The organism is Micropepsis pineolensis, from assembly GCF_055392125.1.
Genome location: NZ_AP042408.1, coordinates 1,347,565 through 1,368,484 on the forward strand (window position 1 = coordinate 1,347,565; position 20,920 = coordinate 1,368,484).

Consider the following 20,920-nt stretch of genomic DNA (forward strand, 5'->3'; position numbering starts at 1 on the left):
TTTGGCATTTGCTGCGTTGCGTTATGGGGCGCCGGAAACGTGAGAGGGAACTGTCGATGAGCAATCCAGTCCATTCTTCTTCTGGCTTACCGGTCCACGCCTTGGGCCGCACCGATATGCAGATTACCCGGGTCGGATTTGGTGCCTGGGCGATCGGCGGGGCCGATTGGGCCTACAGCTGGGGCGCGCAGGACGACGAAACCTCGATTGCCGCCATCCGCCATGCGGTGGCGCGCGGCCTCAACTGGATCGACACAGCTGCAATTTACGGTTTGGGCCATTCGGAAGACGTGGTGCGCAAGGCGCTGGCCGACATTCCTGCTGCCGATCGCCCCTATATCTTCACCAAAGGCGGGCTGGTCTGGGATGACAAAAACCGTCAGGCACAGCCCCGTCGTGTCGGTGAAGCAGCCAGCCTGCGCCGTGAAGTGGAAGCTTCGCTGCGCCGCCTTGGGGTGGAACGTATCGACCTGTATCAGATGCACTGGCCGGCGCAGGATACCCCGCTGGAAGATTACTGGGGCACGCTGGTCCGCCTGAAAGAGGAGGGCAAGCTGCGCGCCATCGGGTTGTCGAACCATTCGGTGGCCGAGCTGGATCGGGCCGAGGTAATCGGTCATGTCGACAGTCTGCAGCCGCCCTTCTCGGCCATTCGCCGTCTGGCCGCCGCCGGGGAAATTCCCTGGTGCGCCGCCCATCAGACCGGGGTGATCGTTTACAGCCCGATGCAGTCTGGCCTTTTGACCGGGCGCTTCACGCTGGCGCGGGCGCTGTCGCTGGGCGAAGATGATTGGCGTTCGGCCAGCCCGGATTTCACCGGTGACGATCTGGTGCGCAACCTGACGCTGGCCAGTGCGTTAAAGCCTGTGGCCGAACGGCACGATACCACGGTAGCTGCCGTGGCACTGGCCTGGACACTGGTCTGGCCGATCAGCGGCGCGATTGCCGGGGCACGCAGTCCGACCCAGGTCGATGGCTGGATCGACGCCGTCAAACTGGAACTGACGGTCGAGGATCTGGATGAAATCGCCACCGCCATTACGACGAGCGGTGCGGGCAGCGGCCCGATTAAGCCATAAACCTTTGGAAGTGGCCGGTGACCGGGGCGTCAGCGCCCCGGCGCATCCGCTTGGGGTAAAAGCTTTTCGATGGCGGCAAGATAGGCCACAAAAGCCGCGCGTCCCTGATCGGTCAGGCGCACGCGGGTCAGTGGTTTGCGCCCGGAAAAGCTCTTGTCGATGGCGACATATCCCGCCTCCTCCAGCTTGCGTAAGTTGACCGACAGGTTGCCGTCTGATGCCTGTAGCTTCGTCTTCAGGGTGACAAAATCGGCGATTCCCGCCCCTGACAGATAGGCCATGATACCCAGGCGCAGGCGGCCGTGGATCACATCGTCAAGGGCGGTGATGTCAAAGTCTGCCATGCTCAGGCCTTTTCCCGCATCAGATACAGCCCGGGCACCCCGAGTGTCAGCAGCAGGGCCACGCCCATAACCGCAAGCTGTGCGATGCTGCCACTGCAGAATGCTAGTAACAGAGCCAAAATATAGCTGGCCGCTGAAACCAGATACATCCAGCGTCGCTTTAACAGAGCGGCCGAGACGCACCAGCTCATGCCGTAGAGGACGAAGACTATCGGTGCCATGAGATAGAACAGTTTCCTGTCCTGAGTGATGTGGACCGCTGTCGCCATTGTCCCTACAGCCACCAGAACAGCCAGCGCCATCCCCGCCCAGACTTTGCCGAAGTTGCGGTCGGCGGTCCCTGCTGGCTGGCTACAGCGGCGCTGGAAGCCACCCTGCTGATAATAGAGCACCAGCCAGAGCACGGTATAGAATGCAGAGGCGATGGACCAGAGATGAGAATTGTGGGGAAAAGGCTTCGGCAGATAACCACGGATATCTGCCCATTGGATAAAGCAAGTCAGACCGAACACGATCCCGGCGCTGGCCAGAAACAGCCCGCCCAGTATTGGCCCACGCTGACCATCCTCGACCAAGCGGCGGACGTAACCAATGTCTTCTTTTAAGTCGCTCATGGTGGTTCTCCTCAAGTGTGCAACTCATGGTACATTAAGTACTTTAAAAAATAAAGTACTTTTGTTTTTGACGTGATTAATAGTCCCAAGCCTATAAAATCACTTGCCTATTTTAACGCCGTGACGATCACTTAGGCTGATTTCGACGGGGTGCGCTGGCTTAAAATTCACGGTTGAGCCACAAACGCGCAAAATGTCTATGAGGAGTGCCAAGGTGCAGGAAACCGGCGTAAAGCAAGTGACCGAGCTGACGATTCGCGGGCTTATTCTGGGCGTGGGGATCACGCTGCTGTTTACGGCAGCCAATGTCTATCTCGGCCTCAAAGTCGGGCTGACCTTTGCCACCTCGATCCCTGCGGCGGTGATTTCGATGGCCGTGCTGTCGGCGTTTAAGGATTCCTCGATCCTTGAAAACAACATCGTGCAGACCGTGGCCTCGGCGGCAGGTACGCTGTCGGCGATCATTTTCGTGCTGCCGGGTCTGGTCATCGTCGGCTGGTGGACCGGTTTTCCGTTCTGGACCTCGTTCTGGATCTGCGCGGCGGGCGGTGTGCTCGGCGTGCTGTTCACCATCCCGTTGCGCCGGGCAATGGTGACCCATTCCGATCTGCCTTACCCCGAAGGCGTTGCGGCTGCTCAGGTGCTGGAAGTCGGCGAGGCTGCCCGCAAGGCCAAAGGTGGCGACACCGCCACCAAAGAAGGGCTGATGGCGGTGGTGTGGGGCGCATTGTCTTCGGCAGGACTGGCGATTTTCGCCGCCACCCGGCTCGCTGTAGGTGAAGTGGCTACCTATTTCAAGGTCGGTACCAAGGCGGTCAGTGGCATCAATCCGTCTTTCTCGTTTGCGCTTTTGGGCGCGGGCTATCTGGTCGGCATTTCGGTCGGCGTTGCCATGCTCATCGGGCTGCTGCTGGCCTGGGCGGTGCTGGTGCCGATCCTGTCGTCGATCGCCCGGGTCAGTGACGTGTCGGTCACCACGCTGGCGCTTGATATCTGGCGCACCAAGGTGCGTTTTATTGGTGCGGGCACCATTGGCGTCGCCGCGATCTGGACGCTGATCAAGCTGACGGGGCCGGTGATTTCCGGCGTTATCAGCAGCCTCAAGGCCTCGCAAAAGGGCTTTGTCACCGATAAGCGCGATCTTGATCTGTCGCCCACCACCATTGTGGTGATTGCGGTGATCTGTCTGGTGCTGATTGGCTTGCTGCTCAAATCCTTCCTGACCGGCACACCGCTGGAGGGGCAGACCAGCACGATGATCATCACCGCGTTGCCGTTTATTTTCGTCGGCGGGTTTCTGGTTGCGGCCATCACCGGCTATATGGCCGGGCTGATCGGGGCTTCGAACAGCCCGCTGTCGGGCGTCGGCATTCTGGCGATCATTCTGGGCGCGTTGCTGCTGGCCGCGGTGGCGGTTCCGGCGGAAAATACCCGCCATGCCCTGGTAGCCTATGCGCTGTTCGCCACGGCGGTGATTTTCGCCATCGCCACTATTTCCAACAACAATCTGCAGGATCTTAAGACCGGTCAGCTGGTCGGGGCGACGCCGCGGGCCCAGCAATGGGCGCTGATCGTTGGTGTTATCGCCGGTTCGGCGGTGATTCCGCCGGTGCTCAATCTCCTGGCGCAGGCCTATGGCTTTGCCGGTGCGCCGGCCGCCGGTGCGGTGGCGCAGCCCCTACCGGCCCCGCAGGCCAGCCTGATTGCCGCCCTGGCGCAGGGCGTGATCGAGCATAAACTCGACTGGGGCATGATCGGGCTGGGCGGTGCCATCGGTGTGGTACTGGTGGTGCTGGATGATGTGCTGGGGCGTTTCAAGCTGCTGCGCCTGCCGCCGCTGGCGGTCGGTATCGGCATCTATCTGCCGATGTCGGCGACATTGCCGGTGGTGATCGGTGCGGTGCTGGGCCATTTCTATGACCGCTGGGCCGATCGTGGAACCAACCCTGACCGGGCCAAGCGGTTATGCGTGCTGGTCGCTTCGGGCATGATCGTCGGCGAAAGTCTGTTCGGGGTGATCCTGGCCGGACTAATCGTCGGCACATCGAAAGACACACCGATTGGCTTGGTTTCTGCCGGTTTCGCGGCGGCACCCTGGCTTGGGCTGGTGGCCTTTATTGGTTTGATTGCTGTCCTTTTCGGCTGGATGCGCAAACGGATGGCGATACAAGCGGAAAACTAACCAATCGGTTTTTATAATGCTTTGTTTTCACCACACCCGGTTTATATTCCCGGGTGTAAAGATTTGGGCTGGAATCGATGCCAACAATTGCTTTGGTTGATGACGACAAGAATATTCTGATTTCCGTTTCCATGCTGCTCGAGCAGGAGGGCTATACTGTCCGCACCTTTGCAGACAGTTCGGCGGCGCTGACGGCGCTGATTGCCATGCCGCCGGATATTGCGGTGCTCGATATTAAAATGCCGCGGATGGACGGGTTGGAGCTGTTGCGCCGCCTGCGCCAGAAGGCCGACGATCTGCCGGTGATCTTCCTCACTTCCAAGGATGAGGAGATCGACGAACTGATCGGCCTCAACGCCGGGGCGGACGATTATATCCGCAAACCCTTCTCACAGCGTCTCCTTTTGGAACGGATCAAGGCGGTGTTGCGCCGCTCGGAAAACCACAAGGGTGAGGACCCCAATCTGGAAGGCCGTAAGGAAGCGCTGGTGCGGGGCAAGCTGGCGCTCGACCCCTTGCGCCATGAATGCACCTGGGAGGGTAAACCGGTTCGCCTGACGGTGACCGAGTTTTTGATCCTGCAATGTCTGGCCCAGCGCCCCGGCTTCGTCAAAAGCCGCGATGCGCTGATGGATGCGGCCTATGACGATCAGGTTTATGTTGACGACCGCACCATCGACAGCCACATCAAGCGGCTGCGCAAGAAGTTCAAGCAGGTCGATGATAATTTTGAATCGATAGAGACGCTGTATGGCGTCGGATACCGGTATCGTGAAGCTTGATGATCTTCTGATACCGTTTCGTCGGGCGCAGAATGGCAGCCTCCGCCGTCAGATATTTCTGATTAATCTGGCTGTTTTCCTGCTGTTGATTGCAGGTGTGGCGGCGGTGCAGTCGAGCCGTGAAGGTCTGGTCGATGAACGGCTGACCGGGATTACCGAACAGGCCCGCATTGTCGCCAATACGCTGGCCGAATATGCCACCGAAAATGAAAGCCGCACGCTGGTGGTGCAGGATGCCGCCCCCCTGATGCGCGAGCTGTTGGCGCCGACGCGGTTGCGCGCCCGTCTCTATGACAATAGCGGCCTGCTGGCCATCGACTCGCGTAACCTGCTGGCCCGCAATGTGGTGCAGGCCGAAGATCTGCCGCCGATTGATGACTGGAGCCGGTTTGCCGCCTGGGCCCGGCGCCTGAGCGACGGTATTCTGGGTGTGCGTCCGTTCAGCAAATACGAGGCCTATTTCGAAGCCGGCGATGATGGCCGGGCCTATCACGAGGTAAAGGCCGCGCTAAATGGCGATACCGCCTCGGCCGAGCGGGTAGACGATCAGAACAAGATGGTGCTGTCGGTCGCCATTCCGGTTCAGCGCTTTAAAGCGGTTTATGGCGTGTTGCTGGTTTCGACCGAAGAAGGCGATATCGACGATATCCTGCGCGAAGAACGCACCACGTTGATGGAGTTTTTCGCCCTTGCCCTGATCGTGATGATGGTGGCCAGCCTGTATCTGTCCGGCGTCATCGCTGAACCTATTCGCAAACTGGCCGCGGCTGCGGATCGGGTGCGTAACGGTAACGGGCGCGAAGTGCTGCCCGAACTGCCCGGTCGCAAGGACGAAATCGGTGAACTGGCTGGCAGTCTAGCCGCGATGACGCGGGCGCTGTACAGCCGGATGGACGCCATCGAAAGTTTCGCCGCCGATGTGGCGCACGAACTGAAGAACCCGCTGACATCGCTGCGCAGTGGCGTCGAAATGCTGGCCCGCGCCGAAGACAAGGATCAGGCCAAGCGTCTGACCGATGTGGTACGTGCGGATGTGAAGCGTATCGACCGGCTGATTACCGATATTTCCGCCTCCTCGCGGCTGGATGCCGAGATGTCGCGCGAAGTGCATGAACCGGTTTCGATCAATGGTCTGTTGCAGACTATTGTCGAGGTTTACGGCTATACCGAACTGCCCAACCACGTCACGCTCAAGCTCGATCTCAGGGTGCCGCCCGATACCTTTGTGCTGGGCCGGGACGAGCGTCTGGGGCAGGTGGTGCGCAATCTGATCGACAATGCTGCGTCCTTCAGCCCGGAAGGCGGCAATGTCCGCCTGCATGCCTGGGCCGATCTGGGCATGGTGTGCATCGCGGTCGAGGATCGTGGCCCCGGTATTCCACCGGAAAGCCTTGAGCGGATATTCCAGCGCTTCTACACCTCGCGCCCGGCCGAGCAGGGCTTTGGCAATAATTCCGGTCTGGGCCTGTCGATTGTGCGCCAGATCATCAACAGCCATGGCGGTCGCGCCTGGGCGGAAAACCGCGAAGGCGGCGGTGCGCGCTTTCTGGTCGAGCTGCCGCGGGCATTCCAGTCATGACCGCGATTACGTTTCATGCCAGCGCGGTGATGATCGGCAATGCGGGGGCTGCGTTCGGTGCCCCTGCCGATGCCGGGGTGGTGCTGCTGGGGGGCAGCGGTGCCGGTAAGTCGGAACTGGCGCTTCAGCTGATGGAGCGGGGGGCCAAGCTGGTGGCCGACGATCAGACCGAGCTGTTTGTCCGTGACGATCTGCTCTACGCCCGTGCGCCGGGGCCACTGGCCGGGCTGATCGAGCTTCGCGAGATCGGTATCGTTTCGCAACCTTTTGTTGCGGAGTGTCGGGTTGGTCTGGTGGTGGAGCTGTGTACAGGGCCGCGTATGCCGCAGCAGGCCTATTTTCAGTTGCCGGGGCCGTTGATTCTGCCCGAAAGTGCCGCGCCACCGTTCCTGCGGATCAACCCAGGTCTGGCGGTGGTAGCCAAAATTCTGCTGGCGGCGGCAGCCTTCGCACATGGCTTGCACCGCGAGGGGATAAATACGTTATAGTAAGTGTCTTGCGGGTATAGTAGCCCGCTTTTGTTTATCCGTCCGCTGTGGCTGAAAGCCAGCCGTGGATGATCGTTGGAGCGAATGGTAATGCTCGGTGTAGTTCTGGTAACGCATGGCCGTCTGGCCCATGAATTTATTTGCGCCATGGAACATGTCGTTGGGCCGCAGACGCATTTGCGTGCGGTCTGCATCGGTCCGGAAGACGATATTGAACGGCGGCAGCGTGAAATCGCTGGTGCGGTCAAGGCGGTCGATCTGGGCGAAGGCGTGGTGATCGCCACCGATATGTTCGGTGGCACGCCGTGTAATCTGTCGCTGACCTTGCTGGAGCCCAACAAGGTGGAAGTGCTGGCGGGTATCAATCTGCCCAGCCTGATCAAGCTGATGGAAGCCCGCACCACCATGCCGCTGGATGTGGCCGTGCGCGATGCAATCGAGGCCGGGCGCAAATATATGCGCGCCGGTTCGGCTGATCTGGCAGGTGGCGGTGTATGAGCGCGGTACGGGTCCAGGCGAAGGCCAAAATTATCAACAAGCGCGGACTGCATGCCCGGGCATCGGCCAAGCTGGTTGAAGCCGCGGCGCGCTTTACCGCACACATCACGGTCAGCCGGGATGGCCAATGCGTCGATGCACGCTCGATCATGGGTTTGATGCTGCTGGCGGCGGGTGTCGGCAGCACGGTGGAAATCTCGGCGGCAGGTGAAGATGCCCCCGAAGCGCTCAAGGCCATCCTCGCCCTGATCGAGGCCAAATTCGGGGAAGAAGAATGAAGCCTTGCTCGTTCGGTGCCATGATCGCCCCGCTACGAAAAGTCTTCTCCGCTATAGGTTTTATTGCTCTGCTGCTGGCACCTCTGTCAGCGGCGCCAGCGCTGGCGGCCAATGCCGCCCAAGCGCGCACCATACATGCCAAACCGGCGCTGTGGCGGGTTCAGGGCAAGGGCGGCAGCGTTACGCTGTTCGGCTCGGTCCATGTGTTGCCTGCCGGGATCGATTGGCAAACCCCGGAGCTGATGGCGGCGTTTAAAGCTGCCGATGTGGTGGTGTTTGAAATTCCGGTCGATAGCGCGCTGGAAACTGCACTGGCCAAGGCCCGTGATACGCAAGGCGCCCTGCCAGCTGGGCAGACGCTGACCGCGCAGCTGTCGCCTGCGGCCCGGGTGAATTTTGCCAAGGTGGTAAGGCAGCTCAACTGGTCTGAAGCGGCGCTGGCTGATAAACGCCCCTGGCTGGTTTCCCTGCTGCTTGACACCGCGGTGATGCGCCAGTCCGGTATGACCGAGGCCGGACCGGATTTTGTGCTGATGCAGCGGTCCAAAGACGCTGGCAAGACCCTGGGCTATCTCGAGACCGTGGATCAGCAGATGGCGCTGCTGGTACCCACCGACCCGGTGACGGAACGGCAGATGCTGGAAGATAGTTTAGAGGATTTTCCCCATGCCGTGGCCGAGCTGAAGGGGCTGGTTACCGCCTGGGCTAAGGGCGATGCCAAGGCTGTCGATGCGGCTGTAGGGCAGGACATGACGGAGTATCCCGCGCTGCGGGCGCAGTTTCTGACCGATCGTAATCGCAACTGGGCACGGCAGATTGCCGCCATGGCGGGTGGCAAGAAGAACGTCCTTGTCGTGGTCGGTGTCGGCCATCTGGTCGGGCCGGATAGTGTTCCGGCCCTGCTGCGGGCAGAGGGGGGCAAAGTCTCCGGGCCCTAACGGTCTACGGACTGAGGCACGTTTAGTAAAAGCACAGTGACTACGCCGTATGTTTATTTTGGTTTTATTAGAATGTAGTCGGCTGCTACTTGCACAAAAATCAGGCGTTTAAGTGTTCGTTGATTTTTGCGATGTTTTGTCCTGTGTTTTCGGTCGAAAATTTCTGGACATTTTTCCCAATGCGTTTCTAATTGAGTGTACGGTATTTTTTGCCCGTATAGGTTTTTGTGTCGGCATTGTCTGCGCGCCAGGGCAGGGTGGTTCTATCAGATCTGTACCAGGCGGATGGGAGAAGAGAATGAACCGGTTTATTCATGCAATTCGTATTTCTGCCAGTATCTGTCTGTCTGCCATAGCGGCGGGAATGTTGCTGACGGGGGGCGCTAATGCGGCCTCTCAGGCTCTTGCCGCCTCGACGCAGCAGTCCTCTATGCAGGGGGCTTTTCGGGGGCAACAAACGGAGCCGGTGAAGGTTTTTTCCCCGTACGCTCCAGGTGTGCAACCGGTCACACAAAATGTCTCGCCCGCTTTGTGGCATGCTGACATCAACGGAAGCTCTGTTACGCTTCTGGGATCTGTGCACATGCTGCCGGCAAAGATCGATTGGCAAAGTGAGGCTGTGAAGGCTGCCTTCCAGTCTGCCGACATTGTCGTATTCGAGGCCCCTGTTGGGGGAGCGCTTGAAGATGCGCTGGCGAATGCGCGTGATACAGCCGGAAGTCTGCCTGCTGGGCAAAATCTGAACACGGTGCTTTCGGCTGATGCGCAAGCCCGTCTCAAAGATGTCGCGCGTAAGTACAAATGGTCCGAGGCTACCTTGGCGGATAAACGGCCCTGGTTGGTGGCGATGTTGCTCGACATGGCCCAGATGCGCCAGTCTGGTCTCAGTGTCTGCGGGCCAGATGTGACGCTGATGCGGCAGGCCGCGCAGGATGGCAAATCCGTCCGTTATCTTGAGACTGTTCAGCAGCAGATTGCTCTTCTGGCCCCGTCTGATCCGGCCATCGAGCGGCAATTACTGGAAAGCCGCCTGAAGGGTTTCGATAGCGCTAATGCAGAAAAAACGGTGTTGATTGACGCGTGGGGCAAGGGGGATGCCGCAGCCGTCGAAGCCGCAATCAGCCCGGATATGGCGCTGTATCCCGCCCTTAGGGCTCGCTTCCTGACTGAGCGCAATCAGAACTGGGCACGGCAGATTGCTTCACTGGCGGGTGGCAAGAAGAACGTCCTTGTCGTGGTTGGTGTCGGCCATCTGGTCGGGCCGGATAGTGTTCCGGCCCTGCTGCGGGTAGAGGGGTTCAAGGTCACTGGCCCCTGAACGATCTGGTCTTTTGGATTAGTTTTCGGCAAAGCGCGAAGGTCTGACCTTCGCGCTTTTGTCATGGTCGCGGCGTAGGAAATAGAGCAGCGCGTCCAGCTCCCCCGGGGTGATACCATAGGCCCGGGTTCGCAAATCAAGCCGCGCCATGCGTAGCAAGGCGGCGGTTTCGTGAAAGCCCCCGGCGGCGACGCTGTCGATCAGCGCGGCCAGCTGTGCGTCGAGCCCCTCGAAATGATCGGTGGTGAGTTTCATATGGCGTCCCCCAACGCATACGGCCGCAGATCACGGCGTTTGTTCTATCGCTTCAACGCACGGAACAAATCGAAATAACACGTAAAGGTTGTTTCGTTCTGAGCATTATTTGTCAGGGAATGTTGACGAGGCGTTAATTTTGCCCGGCCGCCGCCGCCCAGTATCGATATTTTTGTGGGGCTGCGGCGGGCTTTGGGTGAGAAATTATACGGGGGAAAGGATCAGACGGCCGGAACCCCCTCGGCCCAGAAAATTGCGCGGACTTCGGCGGTCTTTTCTGGTGTGGGCGGCTCGGTATTTTTCAGCTTGTAGTCATAGCCCAGCGCTTCCCATTTGGGTTCGCCCATCTTGTGGAAGGGCAGCACCTCAACCCGTTCAACATTGCCAAGATCGCGGGCATATTTGGCCAGCTTGGTGATGGTTGCGATATCGTCGGTCAGCCCTGGCACCAGCACATAGCGCAGCCACATCGGGCGCTTTTCCGCCGCCAGGCGCTCGGCAAAGCGCAGCGTCGGGGCCAGTTCCGCCCCGGTGACAGTCTCGTAAACCTTGGGGTCGAAATTCTTGATGTCGAGCAGCACCAGATTGGTGGCGTCAAGCAGCTCTGCGGTCGCGTTGTCGCCCAGGAAGCCTGAGGTGTCGAGCGCGGTGTGCAGCCCCATCTCCTGACAGCCCTGAAACAGCGCCGTGATGAATTCCGGCTGGGCCAGTGGTTCGCCACCCGAAGCGGTGACGCCGCCCTTGCCGACGAGAAACTCACGATAGCCCTCGATTTCCTTGAGCAGCTTGGAGGTGGTGGTCTTTTCACCATCCTCCATGATCCAGGAATCGGGGTTGTGGCAATATTGGCAACGCAGGCGACAGCCTGACGTGAAGACGACGAAGCGCATGCCGGGGCCATCGACGCCACCACCGGCCACGACGGAATGAATATAACCTTCGACGTCCATGTCTGCCTCCTAAACGCTTCCCGGTGAACCGTGCGGCCTGACCCTCAGCGCCGCTTTTAATAGGAAGCTTTTTGTACTTTCCGACTCGTAAGCGATACGAAAATTACTCAAGGAAAATACGCATTTCTGCTACCGCATTCAAGTCGATTACCGCCTGCCATAACAGTAAAAAAAACGGCACGGTTTGCACCGTGCCGTTTCATTACTTATCTAGATCAGACGATTACATTGCCTGATGGAAGGTGCGGCTGATGACGTCCTTCTGCTGTTCCTTCGTCAACTTGATGAAGTTCACAGCATAACCCGAAACGCGGATGGTCAGCTGCGGATACTTCTCCGGGTGATCCATGGCGTCGAGCAGGGTCTCACGATTGAACACGTTGACGTTCAAATGGTGAGCCATCTTGGCGAAATAACCGTCCAGCATACCGGCCAGGTTGTCGATGCGTTCACCTTCGGTCTTACCCAGCGCGCCGGGGACGATCGAGAAGGTGTTGGAGATGCCGTCCTGCGCATATTTGTAGGGCAGCTTGGCAACCGACGACAGCGAGGCGAGAGCGCCCTTCTTGTCGCGGCCATGCATCGGGTTGGCACCCGGTGCCAGCGGCACACCGACCTGACGGCCGTCCGGGGTCGTGCCGGTCTTCTTGCCATACACCACGTTGGAGGTGATGGTCAGGATCGACTGGGTATGCACCGCGCCACGATAGGTCGGCTTCGACTGCAGCTTGTGCATGAAGCGTTCGACCAGATCCACAGCAATGCTATCAACGCGCTCGTCGTTGTTACCATAGCAGGGGTAGTCACCTTCGGTCTGGAAATCGACGGCGATGCCCTTTTCGTTGCGGATCGGTTTGACCTTGGCAAACTTGATGGCCGACAGCGAGTCCGCCGCAACCGACAGGCCGGCGATGCCGCAAGCCATGGTGCGAAGGATGTCACGGTCATGCAGCGCCATCTCGATACGTTCGTAGCAATACTTGTCGTGCATGAAGTGGATGATGTTGAGGGCATCCATGTAAACGCCCGCCAGGTAGTCCATCATCACGTCGAACTTTTCCATGACCTCGTTGTAGTCGAGGTACTCGGAAGTGATCGCTTCCATCTTCGGACCGATCTGCTCGCCCGAACAATTCGTCCTTGCCGCCATTGATTGCGTACAGGAGCGTTTTGGCCAGGTTGGCGCGGGCACCGAAGAACTGCATCTGCTTGCCGATACGCATGGCGGAGACGCAGCAGGCAATGCCGTAGTCGTCACCCCAATACTGGCGCATCAGGTCGTCGTTTTCGTACTGAATCGAGCTGGTCTTGATCGAGACGTTGGCAGCGTATTTCTTCCACGCTTCCGGCAGGTTCTTCGACCACAGCACGGTCAGGTTCGGTTCCGGCGCCGGCCCGATGTTGGGTCAGCGTGTGCAGGAAACGGAAGCTGGTCTTGGTGACCAGCGGACGGCCGTCGATGCCCATGCCACCTAAGGACTCGGTCACCCAGGTCGGGTCGCCCGAGAACAGGTCATTGTATTCCGGCGTACGGGCGAAACGGACCATGCGCAGCTTCATCACCAGATGGTCGATGAATTCCTGAGCTTCCGATTCCGTGATGACGCCAGCGGCCAGATCGCGTTCGATGAAGATGTCGAGGAAGGTCGAGACACGGCCCAGCGACATGGCGGCGCCGTCTGTTCCTTCACCGCACCCAGATAACCGAAATAGGTCCACTGGATGGCTTCTTTGGCATTGGAGGCCGGCTTGGAGATGTCAAAGCCATAGCCCTTGGCCATCGCCTTGAGTTCCTTGAGGGCCTTGACCTGCTCGGCCAGCTCTTCACGGGCGCGAATGGTTTCTTCGGTGATCGGGCTGTCGAGCAGCAGGAACTGTTCCTTGCGGTCGGCAATCAGGCGATCGATACCGTACAGGGCAATACGGCGATAGTCCGCCGATGATGCGGCCACGGCCATAACCATCCGGCAGGCCGGTCAGGATGTGCGAGGAACGGGCCTTGCGGACATTCTCCGGATACACGTCGAAGACGCCATCATTGTGGGTCTTGCGATATTTGAAGAAGAAGTCATGCACCTGAGGGTCGACATGATAGCCATAGGCTTCCATCGCCTTTTCAGCGATACGGATGCCGCCATAGGGCATCATGGCGCGCTTTAAGGGCTTGTCGGTCTGCAGGCCGACAATGGTCCTCCAGCGCGGCGTCAATGTAGCCAGGCTCGTGCGAAACAATGGTGGACACAATCTTAGTGTCCATGTCGAGCGTGCCGTCCTTGGCACGTTCCTGCGCCATCAGCTCAACAACTTCCGCCCACAGCGCCTTGGTGCGTTCGGTCGGCTGAGCCAGGAAGGACTCGTCACCATAGTACGGGGTAACGTTATGCTGGATGAAATCGCGAACGTCGATTTCCTTTTTCCAGGTCGTGCCCAAAAATTCCTTCGCAGAAGAAAGCTGTTTGGCGGCTTCCCTTGGTACGGACGGAATCCTTCGCGGCAGTTGTCTGTCCGGTAAGATCCACTTCGATACCTCCTAGAGATAAAAATTTCCACCCGCTAAAGCGCGGTTGTTTGCCCGTCTCTAGCATCGGCTGTCATGTCATAGAAGTATTTAGTATGCGTCATTTTTGCAAGCGTGACGGGTGGGCTGAGCTGGGTGTCTTAAAGGATAAATAATCCTGAAAAAACAGGATAAAATTGAAATGCGGTATGGAAAATACTTGTTTTTATTGAGGATATTTGACTGGGTGCGCCTTGTTGCGACATGCAGCCGCAGATGGGTGTTTTTTTGCCCCTTCCACCCGCACCCCTCGTGATCGATTTTATCCCATATTCTGGAAAAATCACGCTTGCGCAGATGCTTAGGTCGAACATGCCGCAGGATGGCCATTTATACGGGAGTAACCCTAAAAACACCGCCGCAGGTGGCATTATGACAGGCCCGAGGCGCACGCGCGGCCTCGGGCGATTCCTTTGGGTGTTTTTCAGGGTGTTTGGCTTACGGTTTGGCCGCGGTGTAGGGGGCAATCCGCTTATATTCGATCGATTGGCCGAGCATATTGCCCTCGATCGTGACCTTCTTGCCGATCAGTGTCTGCAAGGTGTCGTCTTCACGGCCCTTGGTGGCTTTTTTCAGGATGGGCAGGTCGGTGCCATTAAATTGCTGCAGGAAATAGATCGGGCCTTCATCCTCGGTTCCGATGGCATCAAGCACCTCGTAGAGGAAGCCATTAAATTGGCCCTTCTCCTGTGCGGCCAGTGGTGTGGCGGCCAAAAGGGCGATTGTGGTGCCTAAAATCCAGAGCGGCAAAGGCTTTACCATCGGCGGTCTCCCATGGTTGGCGCATTTACAGCAGTGCCGTTACGCGGCAGGGCAAAGCAATATGGATAATACACTCTAGTATAACGCTAAATGTGCCACCGCCATAGCCTCGATTGTGGGCATAAGGGGCTTTTAAGCGGTGGGTGTTAGAGTTTCTTTACCGCGACGGATAAAGACATGCATATTTCTTTATATGTTCTTGCCGCCCCGGTGCCATCCTGCTATAGCCGAGCAACTGTTTTGCAAGGGAAACCGCGAAAATGCCCTCAACTGACTATATTGTAAAAGACATTGCCCTGGCCGATTGGGGCCGCAAGGAACTCGACATTGCCGAGACCGAAATGCCCGGTCTGATGGCCACGCGCGAGGAATTCGGTCCGAGCCAGCCGCTGAAAGGGGCACGCGTCGCCGGCTCCCTGCACATGACGATTCAGACCGCTGTGCTGATCGAAACGCTGAAGGCCCTCGGCGCGGATGTGCGTTGGGCGTCGTGCAATATCTACTCGACCCAGGATCACGCCGCTGCCGCGATTGCGGCCAGTGGTACGCCGGTCTTCGCCATCAAGGGCGAGAGCCTGCCCGAATATTGGGAATACACCCATAAGATCTTTGAATGGTCTGATGGTGGCACGCCCAACATGATCCTCGATGATGGTGGCGATGCCACGCTCCTGATCCATCTTGGCGTGCGCGCTGAAGACGGCGATACCGCGTTCCTCGATCATGCGACCTGTGAGGAAGAAGAAGTCCTGTTCGCCGCGATCAAGCAGCGTCTGGCCTCCAAGCCCGGTTTCTATCATGCCATCGCCAAGAATATCCGTGGCGTGACCGAAGAAACCACCACGGGCGTGCATCGTCTGTATCAGATGGCCAAGGACGGCAAGTTGCTGTTCCCCGCCATCAACGTCAATGACAGCGTGACCAAGTCGAAGTTCGATAATCTGTATGGCTGCCGTGAATCGCTGGTCGACGGTATCCGTCGCGCCACCGACGTGATGATGTCGGGCAAGGTCGCCATGGTCTGCGGTTATGGCGATGTCGGCAAGGGATCTGCCGCCAGTTTACGCAATGCCGGTTGCCGCGTGCTGGTCTCTGAAGTCGATCCGATCTGCGCCCTGCAGGCGGCGATGGAAGGCTATGAAGTCGTCACCATGGAGCAGGCCGCCCCGCGCGCCGACATCTTTGTCACCTGCACCGGCAATGTCGACATCATCACCATCGAGCATATGCGCGCGATGAAGGACCGGGCCATTGTCTGCAACATCGGCCATTTCGACTCGGAAATTCAGGTCGCTGCGCTGCAGAACCTCAAATGGAACAACATCAAGCCGCAGGTCGACGAGATCGAGTTTGCGGATGGTCACCGTATCATCCTTTTGGCGCAGGGCCGTCTGGTCAACCTCGGTTGCGCCACGGGGCACCCCAGCTTTGTGATGAGCGCGTCCTTCACCAACCAGTCGCTGGCCCAGATCGAACTGTTCACCAAGCCGACGGAATATCCGATTGGTGTTTACACCCTGCCCAAGAACCTCGACGAAAAGGTTGCTTCGCTGCACCTCAAAAAGGTCGGCGCTACGCTGACCGAACTGTCGAAGAAGCAGGCCGATTATATCGGCGTGACGGTGGCAGGCCCCTTCAAGGCGGAAACCTACCGCTACTAAGATCGGCTTAAGTGATCCCATATGCAAAACGGCGCCGGGGAACCGGCGCCGTTTTCATTTTCACGCTATAGCGCTATACAAAACAATGTGATCTGGTGGCGGCAGACAAGGCGTGTCTTTCTGCTACGCTTAGGTCCCCTGCCTGCTTGGGAGTTGCTATGCAACCACCTCTGCCGATCTATTGCGAGACCGCACACCCGATGAGCTTCGGCAGCTTTGTCATTGCCGAGCCGGTAAATTTTTTCACCAACATCTTCATTCTGATTGCCGCACTGGCGGCAACCCGGTTGCTGCTGCGGCGCCGTGCGGCCACGGCTGGGCAGTGGCTGCTGGTCATTCTGCTGTTCATGACCGCTTTTGGCAGTTTTGCCTGGCACGGGGTGCGCACCCCCCTCACACTGGCGCTGGATGGCTGGTCTGGGGTGGCTTTTCTGATTGTGCTGATCGGCGTCTGGATCGAGGGGCTGTGCGGTCGCTGGGTTGGTATCTTTGGCGCACTGGGGTTCGTTCTGCTGGCGGTGGGCAGTTTTATTGCGGGATTCCGTGGCGCGGCGCTGGTCGGCGGCGAGCTGGTTCACCGCTTCGTCTTTGTGCCCTTCTTCGTGCTGGTGACAATTTTTGGCCTGATGCTGATTGCGGCCACTGGGCGGCGTAATGCATCGGCGGCCCGCATTGGTGTCTATGCTCTGATCTGCGGTCTGATCGCGGCGACGGGGCGCTCGGTCGATCTGTTCACCTGTGGCTGGGTGCCGTTCGGCAGCCATTTCATCTGGCACACGTTCCTGTCACTGGCGGCCTATCTGGCGCTGGTGATGCTGACCGGGCTGACGCGGCCCGGCGGCTGGGCCCGCGGATAAAGCTGCTTTGTCAAAGTTGCGGTAGATTCTGTTTTATTAAAATACATTCCTTTTGGCGCTATGGGCCAATAGCAAAGCCCCCGTTCAACTGGTGAAGGGGGCTTTGGGGGGCGACCGATCGGCCGCAAATGCGATGAAACGTATCAGGAGAGCTTGAGCAGATCTTTGGCCGGTGTGTCGAGATTGTAGATCGCTTTGAGCTTTTCGATCTTTTGCACGGTTTCCGGGCTGAACGGGCAGGTGCCTTCAAAATTATGCAGGATCATCCCCTCGACCAGATCGGCGAAGGGCACTTCCAGATATTCTGCGATCCCTTTCAGAATTTTCAGGGTCCGCTTGTCCATCCGAATGCCAGCAACGATCCGATCGCCGGTCTGTTCTGTTTCGCTCATGCTGTATCTCCGCGATTAGGCTTATATGTGTGCACACGGGCGAGAATATATGCCTGCTGTAAGCCCTTCAAGCTCTTATCCATCCCCGTTTGCCGGGCATTAGATCATAACCGTCAGACAATAGGAACGGCTGGTATCAGGCCACGCAGCGAATTGCCGACCAGAACGTCACCAGCCAGATCGGCAGGTGTCAATATGGTTTCCACGGCTTGTCCCATTTCGATCAGTTCACGGCGTAAACAGCCATCCAGCGCTCCGGCAGACAAGGGCGGGGTCAGAAGTTTGCCATCGCGTCTGACGAAGATGTTGCTACGGCTGCCTTCGGCCAGTTCGCCGCGTTCGTTACAAAACAGCACTTCGTCGCAGCCGGAAAGATTGCTGAGGCGGGCATGTTCCCCCTCGTACAGGCCGCGCAGGTTGGTTTTGTGGCGGGCAAACAGATCGCTGCTGGCCACCGGTTTGGGCGACATCGCATAGGTCCAGACGGTGGGCGTGGGCCCAAGCAGGGCGGTGGAGGCGCTAAAGGTCCCGGCTTCATTCACCACCAGGCGCACGCGTAAGGGGCCTTGCGCGGCGGCTACGGCGTTGCTGAGCGCCTGATGGGCGGCATTTTCGTCAAACGGGATGCGGAAATAGCCTGCGGAATTGGCCATGCGTGCCAGATGCAGCGGCTGGCGGATGAAGCCTTCCGCCGGGGTGAAGCGCAGGGTTTCGATCAGTTCCAGCGGCTGGTGGTTCAGTGTCATATAGCGCGATTTGAGCAGGCACTCGGCATATTCGCTGGTCGCATCGGAATCATAGACCACCGCGCCGCCGATGCCGAGCCGCCCGGTGGTGCCGACAGTTTGAAAGTCATCACGGCAGGTGCCAGGAATGGTCAGTGTGCGGATTGCAACATTAAACTGGGCATCGCCTTTGGGGCTGAAATAGCCGATCGCGCCGGTATAGACGCCACGTGGGCCATCCTCGACATCCTGCAGCACCTCCATGGCGCGGATTTTGGGCGCCCCGGTGATCGAACCACAGGGAAACAGCGCCCGTACCATATCGTTGACCGAAATGCCGACCTTTGTCTGCGCCGTCACGGTCGAGACCATCTGGTGCACCGTGGGATAGGATTCGATGGCAAACAGATTGGAGGTTTCAACGCTGCCAGCCTGGGCGATGCGGCTCAAATCGTTGCGCATCAGATCGACGATCATCAGGTTTTCAGCCCGGTCCTTGGCGCTGTTGAACAGCACATCGTGCATCATCTGATCCTCGCGCGGGCTGTGCATGCGCGGGGCGGTGCCTTTCATCGGCCGGGTGGTGATGGTGCCCTGACGGATATCGAAAAACAGTTCCGGCGACAGGCTGAGAATGACGCGCGCGCCATCGTTGATATAAGCGCCATGGGGCGCGGCGGAACCGGCACGCAGACTGCGGTACAGTGCCATCGGATCGCCGACGAAGGAAAATTCGGCCTGAAAAGTAAGGTTTGCTTCATATAAATCGCCCGCTGCGATCAGTTGGCGCACGCGGGTAAAGCGTTCGCGATAACGGGCCTGATCCCACAGATAGTGTAAGGGGCCAGCATAGGCGCGACCGTGGCACCATATGTCAAAAGCGGCTTCAATGTTGTCGATTTTTTGCGGGGCATCGAAGACGCCGAACCACAACAAAGGGACCTCACGCTGAAGGGGCAGCACCTGACGCAACTTCGGTTCCAGCGCAAAACCCAGCTCGTACGAAAAATAGCCTGCCGCATAAAGGCCCATTTCACGCACGGTTTCGAGCGCGCCAAGGACTGCCGGCACATCCTCAGGGTTGCAGGTGGTGATGATTCCCCGCGGCTGAAAGAAGGCGCGAAACCTGCCATGTGCGGCGTCATCAAAAAGAATGGACGGTTCAAGCATGAAGGATTTCCAAACAATCCCAAGGGCATTCGAGTAATCGCACGAAATAGTCCTTATGGATATTCCCGCTTATGCCTTGATAACGGGCCCCGCTGCCCCCAAATTGATTCACATGGAAGGTGCCCGTTACGGGGCCTTCCGGTTGCCGATCTTACGGCGAGTGAGCTGCTTTATGAAGGGCTTGACGATGAACAGGACATTTTACCTCAACAGCCCGTTTCTTCTGGGGTTTGAGCATTTGGAAGGGCTTCTGGAACGCGCGGCGAAAAGCGCCACCGACAGTTACCCTCCTTATAATATCGAACAGACCGGTGAAGATGCGTTGCGTATCACCCTGGCGGTGGCCGGGTTCTCTGAAGAAGATTTGTGTGTGACCGTAGAAGACCGCCAATTGGTCATCCGCGGCAAGCAATGCGAAGGCGGCGATAAAAACTATCTTCACCGCGGCATTGCCGCCCGTCAGTTTCAGCGTGCGTTTGTATTGGCCGACGGTATCGATGTCAGCGGGGCCCATCTGGCCCACGGGTTGCTGGCGATCGAACTGAAGCGGCCCAAAGCCGAGACCGTGGTGCGCAATATTGCCATCACGTCCACCAAAGGTGAGGTATAATTATGGAATACGGTACTTTAGGTGGCGGGTTCGACAGCGCGCTTGATCTGGCCAAGGTTGCCTACATCAAACGGACGCCCAGCGCGGAAGCTCATCGTTTGGGGTTACTCCCACCCGGAATGGTGCTGCCGCCCGATGCCCAGCTCTATGTCCTGCATTTGGGTGATGGCACCGTCATCGGCATCACCGATGACTGGAACAGCGCCTATGGCACGATGGTCCAAAACGATTTGACCCCGGTTTCGCTGCACTAACTGCGGCGTAAATCCCCCAGGGGTTGTGCGCTGCCCGTCTTATGCGTAAAAATAAGACCATCGGCGCCGCCCTTGGGGTAATTTTCCCCCCACAATGGCACCGTCAATGCTTTCCTTCGGCGGATTGATCGTCTAAGAAGACCGCCTTCGCGAAAACGGAAAGGTGCCGTTCATGCAGACCCTGTTACTGGTTATCGAGCTTATTGTCGCCTGCGCCCTTGTCGGCGTGGTGCTGCTGCAGCGTTCTGAGGGCGGTGCGCTCGGTATGGGCGGTGGCGGTTCGGGCATTGGCGGTCTGTTCAGCCCGCGCGGCGCGTCCGATACGTTGACCCGCACCACGGCCATTCTGGGCATCATTTTCTTCGTCGTCTGCCTCGGGCTCAGCCTGATGGTGCGTTACGCGCACAAGGATCAGTCGCTGCTCGATTCGGTTCAGGCCCCGACCAAGATCGTGCTGCCGGCACAGAATGCCCCGGCCAAAGCGCCCCAGAATGCCCCTGGCCCGCAGGTTCCGACCCCACACTAAATTCGTTCTAAATCAATACGTTAGGTAGAAACCGGTGAGACTTCATTCCCAACCGGCGCAGTCCCTCGTTTTTGTGCTTGTGATGGACCGCGCTTTTCGTC

General features: G+C 58.5%; 21 protein-coding genes and 1 pseudogene. 14 read left to right on the forward strand and 8 right to left on the reverse strand.

Annotation, left to right across the window (positions count from 1 at the left end; genetic code table 11):
* Positions 1 to 56: 56 nt before the first annotated feature.
* Complete coding sequence (locus tag ACZ5RI_RS06005; RefSeq protein WP_464515207.1) at positions 57 to 1,079, forward strand: aldo/keto reductase; 1,023 nt, start codon at positions 57 to 59, stop codon at positions 1,077 to 1,079.
* A gap of 29 nt (positions 1,080 to 1,108) precedes the next feature.
* On the opposite strand, the gene ACZ5RI_RS06010 is transcribed toward ACZ5RI_RS06005, so the two are convergent.
* Together ACZ5RI_RS06010 and ACZ5RI_RS06015 are read right to left on the reverse strand one after the other, a co-directional pair.
* A complete protein-coding gene (locus ACZ5RI_RS06010; RefSeq protein ID WP_464515208.1) occupies positions 1,109 to 1,423 on the reverse strand; it encodes a winged helix-turn-helix domain-containing protein in 315 nt (104 codons plus the stop codon).
* 2 nt (positions 1,424 to 1,425) lie between these two features.
* Positions 1,426 to 2,037 (reverse strand): hypothetical protein, encoded by a 612-nt coding sequence (locus ACZ5RI_RS06015; protein ID WP_464515209.1) that lies wholly within the window; start codon positions 2,035 to 2,037, stop codon positions 1,426 to 1,428.
* 199 nt (positions 2,038 to 2,236) lie between these two features.
* Here ACZ5RI_RS06015 and ACZ5RI_RS06020 point away from each other — a divergent pair, with 199 nt between their 5' ends.
* From ACZ5RI_RS06020 to ACZ5RI_RS06055, 8 genes are all read left to right on the forward strand, one after another.
* Positions 2,237 to 4,219, forward strand: coding sequence for an OPT family oligopeptide transporter (locus ACZ5RI_RS06020; RefSeq protein ID WP_464515560.1), 1,983 nt, complete (start codon positions 2,237 to 2,239; stop codon positions 4,217 to 4,219).
* 77 nt (positions 4,220 to 4,296) lie between these two features.
* A complete protein-coding gene (locus tag ACZ5RI_RS06025) occupies positions 4,297 to 5,001 on the forward strand; it encodes a response regulator transcription factor (protein ID WP_464515210.1) in 705 nt (234 codons plus the stop codon).
* A complete protein-coding gene (locus ACZ5RI_RS06030; RefSeq protein ID WP_464515211.1) occupies positions 4,970 to 6,580 on the forward strand; it encodes a stimulus-sensing domain-containing protein in 1,611 nt (536 codons plus the stop codon). Before ACZ5RI_RS06025 ends, ACZ5RI_RS06030 begins: the two co-directional genes overlap by 32 nt.
* Complete coding sequence (locus ACZ5RI_RS06035) at positions 6,577 to 7,068, forward strand: HPr kinase/phosphorylase (protein WP_464515212.1); 492 nt, start codon at positions 6,577 to 6,579, stop codon at positions 7,066 to 7,068. The genes ACZ5RI_RS06030 and ACZ5RI_RS06035 overlap by 4 nt, the downstream gene beginning before the upstream one ends.
* Positions 7,069 to 7,158: 90 nt before the next feature.
* Positions 7,159 to 7,566, forward strand: coding sequence for a PTS sugar transporter subunit IIA (locus ACZ5RI_RS06040; RefSeq protein ID WP_464515213.1), 408 nt, complete (start codon positions 7,159 to 7,161; stop codon positions 7,564 to 7,566).
* Positions 7,563 to 7,844, forward strand: a complete 282-nt coding sequence (locus ACZ5RI_RS06045; RefSeq protein WP_464515214.1) for an HPr family phosphocarrier protein — start codon at positions 7,563 to 7,565, stop codon at positions 7,842 to 7,844. The genes ACZ5RI_RS06040 and ACZ5RI_RS06045 overlap by 4 nt, the downstream gene beginning before the upstream one ends.
* Positions 7,841 to 8,782, forward strand: coding sequence for a TraB/GumN family protein (locus ACZ5RI_RS06050; protein WP_464515215.1), 942 nt, complete (start codon positions 7,841 to 7,843; stop codon positions 8,780 to 8,782). Before ACZ5RI_RS06045 ends, ACZ5RI_RS06050 begins: the two co-directional genes overlap by 4 nt.
* 583 nt (positions 8,783 to 9,365) lie before the next feature.
* The gene (locus tag ACZ5RI_RS06055) at positions 9,366 to 10,100 is read left to right on the forward strand and encodes a TraB/GumN family protein (protein WP_464515216.1); all 735 of its coding nucleotides are present in this window, start codon (positions 9,366 to 9,368) and stop codon (positions 10,098 to 10,100) included.
* An 18-nt stretch (positions 10,101 to 10,118) separates the two neighbouring features.
* Here ACZ5RI_RS06055 and ACZ5RI_RS06060 read toward each other — a convergent pair whose 3' ends face one another.
* The 4 genes and pseudogenes from ACZ5RI_RS06060 to ACZ5RI_RS06075 form a co-directional block, all read right to left on the reverse strand.
* Complete coding sequence (locus tag ACZ5RI_RS06060) at positions 10,119 to 10,355, reverse strand: hypothetical protein (RefSeq protein ID WP_464515217.1); 237 nt, start codon at positions 10,353 to 10,355, stop codon at positions 10,119 to 10,121.
* 221 nt (positions 10,356 to 10,576) lie between these two features.
* Positions 10,577 to 11,305, reverse strand: coding sequence for a pyruvate formate-lyase-activating protein (gene pflA / locus ACZ5RI_RS06065; protein ID WP_464515218.1), 729 nt, complete (start codon positions 11,303 to 11,305; stop codon positions 10,577 to 10,579).
* Between the two features lie 223 nt (positions 11,306 to 11,528).
* Positions 11,529 to 13,736 (reverse strand): annotated as a pseudogene (gene pflB, locus ACZ5RI_RS06070) (formate C-acetyltransferase).
* A 564-nt stretch (positions 13,737 to 14,300) separates the two neighbouring features.
* Complete coding sequence (locus ACZ5RI_RS06075; RefSeq protein WP_464515219.1) at positions 14,301 to 14,624, reverse strand: hypothetical protein; 324 nt, start codon at positions 14,622 to 14,624, stop codon at positions 14,301 to 14,303.
* Positions 14,625 to 14,884: 260 nt separating this feature from the next.
* Between ACZ5RI_RS06075 and ahcY the strand changes: the two genes are divergently transcribed.
* Both ahcY and ACZ5RI_RS06085 read left to right on the forward strand, forming a co-directional pair.
* Positions 14,885 to 16,285 carry an adenosylhomocysteinase gene (gene ahcY, locus ACZ5RI_RS06080; RefSeq protein WP_464515220.1) on the forward strand — a complete coding sequence of 467 codons (1,401 nt, stop codon included), beginning with the start codon at positions 14,885 to 14,887 and terminating at the stop codon, positions 16,283 to 16,285.
* Positions 16,286 to 16,443: 158 nt separating this feature from the next.
* Positions 16,444 to 17,142, forward strand: coding sequence for a ceramidase domain-containing protein (locus tag ACZ5RI_RS06085; protein ID WP_464515221.1), 699 nt, complete (start codon positions 16,444 to 16,446; stop codon positions 17,140 to 17,142).
* A gap of 143 nt (positions 17,143 to 17,285) precedes the next feature.
* Here the strand turns inward: ACZ5RI_RS06085 and ACZ5RI_RS06090 are convergent, their stop codons facing one another.
* Positions 17,286 to 17,534 carry a hypothetical protein gene (locus ACZ5RI_RS06090; RefSeq protein ID WP_464515222.1) on the reverse strand — a complete coding sequence of 83 codons (249 nt, stop codon included), beginning with the start codon at positions 17,532 to 17,534 and terminating at the stop codon, positions 17,286 to 17,288.
* A gap of 113 nt (positions 17,535 to 17,647) precedes the next feature.
* Positions 17,648 to 19,429, reverse strand: coding sequence for an aminodeoxychorismate synthase component I (gene pabB / locus ACZ5RI_RS06095; protein WP_464515223.1), 1,782 nt, complete (start codon positions 19,427 to 19,429; stop codon positions 17,648 to 17,650).
* Positions 19,430 to 19,616: 187 nt separating this feature from the next.
* On the opposite strand from pabB, the gene ACZ5RI_RS06100 reads away from it, so the two are divergent.
* The 3 genes from ACZ5RI_RS06100 to secG all read left to right on the forward strand — a co-directional run bounded on the left by ACZ5RI_RS06100 (position 19,617) and on the right by secG (position 20,819).
* Positions 19,617 to 20,039 carry an Hsp20 family protein gene (locus tag ACZ5RI_RS06100; protein WP_464515224.1) on the forward strand — a complete coding sequence of 141 codons (423 nt, stop codon included), beginning with the start codon at positions 19,617 to 19,619 and terminating at the stop codon, positions 20,037 to 20,039.
* A 2-nt stretch (positions 20,040 to 20,041) separates the two neighbouring features.
* The gene (locus ACZ5RI_RS06105; protein WP_464515225.1) at positions 20,042 to 20,293 is read left to right on the forward strand and encodes a DUF1150 family protein; all 252 of its coding nucleotides are present in this window, start codon (positions 20,042 to 20,044) and stop codon (positions 20,291 to 20,293) included.
* A 172-nt stretch (positions 20,294 to 20,465) separates the two neighbouring features.
* Positions 20,466 to 20,819 carry a preprotein translocase subunit SecG gene (secG, locus tag ACZ5RI_RS06110; protein ID WP_464515226.1) on the forward strand — a complete coding sequence of 118 codons (354 nt, stop codon included), beginning with the start codon at positions 20,466 to 20,468 and terminating at the stop codon, positions 20,817 to 20,819.
* The last annotated feature ends 101 nt before the right edge of the window (positions 20,820 to 20,920 follow it).

What these genes read in the sequence shown, in the direction of transcription:
- ACZ5RI_RS06005 (WP_464515207.1), top strand. Translation starts at nt 57, where the DNA reads ATGAGCAATCCAGTCCATTCTTCTTCTGGCTTACCGGTCCACGCCTTG.
- ACZ5RI_RS06010 (WP_464515208.1), bottom strand. Translation starts at nt 1,423, where the DNA reads ATGGCAGACTTTGACATCACCGCCCTTGACGATGTGATCCACGGCCGC.
- ACZ5RI_RS06015 (WP_464515209.1), bottom strand. Translation starts at nt 2,037, where the DNA reads ATGAGCGACTTAAAAGAAGACATTGGTTACGTCCGCCGCTTGGTCGAG.
- ACZ5RI_RS06020 (WP_464515560.1), top strand. Translation starts at nt 2,237, where the DNA reads ATGAGGAGTGCCAAGGTGCAGGAAACCGGCGTAAAGCAAGTGACCGAG.
- ACZ5RI_RS06025 (WP_464515210.1), top strand. Translation starts at nt 4,297, where the DNA reads ATGCCAACAATTGCTTTGGTTGATGACGACAAGAATATTCTGATTTCC.
- ACZ5RI_RS06030 (WP_464515211.1), top strand. Translation starts at nt 4,970, where the DNA reads ATGGCGTCGGATACCGGTATCGTGAAGCTTGATGATCTTCTGATACCG.
- ACZ5RI_RS06035 (WP_464515212.1), top strand. Translation starts at nt 6,577, where the DNA reads ATGACCGCGATTACGTTTCATGCCAGCGCGGTGATGATCGGCAATGCG.
- ACZ5RI_RS06040 (WP_464515213.1), top strand. Translation starts at nt 7,159, where the DNA reads ATGCTCGGTGTAGTTCTGGTAACGCATGGCCGTCTGGCCCATGAATTT.
- ACZ5RI_RS06045 (WP_464515214.1), top strand. Translation starts at nt 7,563, where the DNA reads ATGAGCGCGGTACGGGTCCAGGCGAAGGCCAAAATTATCAACAAGCGC.
- ACZ5RI_RS06050 (WP_464515215.1), top strand. Translation starts at nt 7,841, where the DNA reads ATGAAGCCTTGCTCGTTCGGTGCCATGATCGCCCCGCTACGAAAAGTC.
- ACZ5RI_RS06055 (WP_464515216.1), top strand. Translation starts at nt 9,366, where the DNA reads ATGCTGCCGGCAAAGATCGATTGGCAAAGTGAGGCTGTGAAGGCTGCC.
- ACZ5RI_RS06060 (WP_464515217.1), bottom strand. Translation starts at nt 10,355, where the DNA reads ATGAAACTCACCACCGATCATTTCGAGGGGCTCGACGCACAGCTGGCC.
- pflA (WP_464515218.1), bottom strand. Translation starts at nt 11,305, where the DNA reads ATGGACGTCGAAGGTTATATTCATTCCGTCGTGGCCGGTGGTGGCGTC.
- ACZ5RI_RS06075 (WP_464515219.1), bottom strand. Translation starts at nt 14,624, where the DNA reads ATGGTAAAGCCTTTGCCGCTCTGGATTTTAGGCACCACAATCGCCCTT.
- ahcY (WP_464515220.1), top strand. Translation starts at nt 14,885, where the DNA reads ATGCCCTCAACTGACTATATTGTAAAAGACATTGCCCTGGCCGATTGG.
- ACZ5RI_RS06085 (WP_464515221.1), top strand. Translation starts at nt 16,444, where the DNA reads ATGCAACCACCTCTGCCGATCTATTGCGAGACCGCACACCCGATGAGC.
- ACZ5RI_RS06090 (WP_464515222.1), bottom strand. Translation starts at nt 17,534, where the DNA reads ATGAGCGAAACAGAACAGACCGGCGATCGGATCGTTGCTGGCATTCGG.
- pabB (WP_464515223.1), bottom strand. Translation starts at nt 19,429, where the DNA reads ATGCTTGAACCGTCCATTCTTTTTGATGACGCCGCACATGGCAGGTTT.
- ACZ5RI_RS06100 (WP_464515224.1), top strand. Translation starts at nt 19,617, where the DNA reads ATGAACAGGACATTTTACCTCAACAGCCCGTTTCTTCTGGGGTTTGAG.
- ACZ5RI_RS06105 (WP_464515225.1), top strand. Translation starts at nt 20,042, where the DNA reads ATGGAATACGGTACTTTAGGTGGCGGGTTCGACAGCGCGCTTGATCTG.
- secG (WP_464515226.1), top strand. Translation starts at nt 20,466, where the DNA reads ATGCAGACCCTGTTACTGGTTATCGAGCTTATTGTCGCCTGCGCCCTT.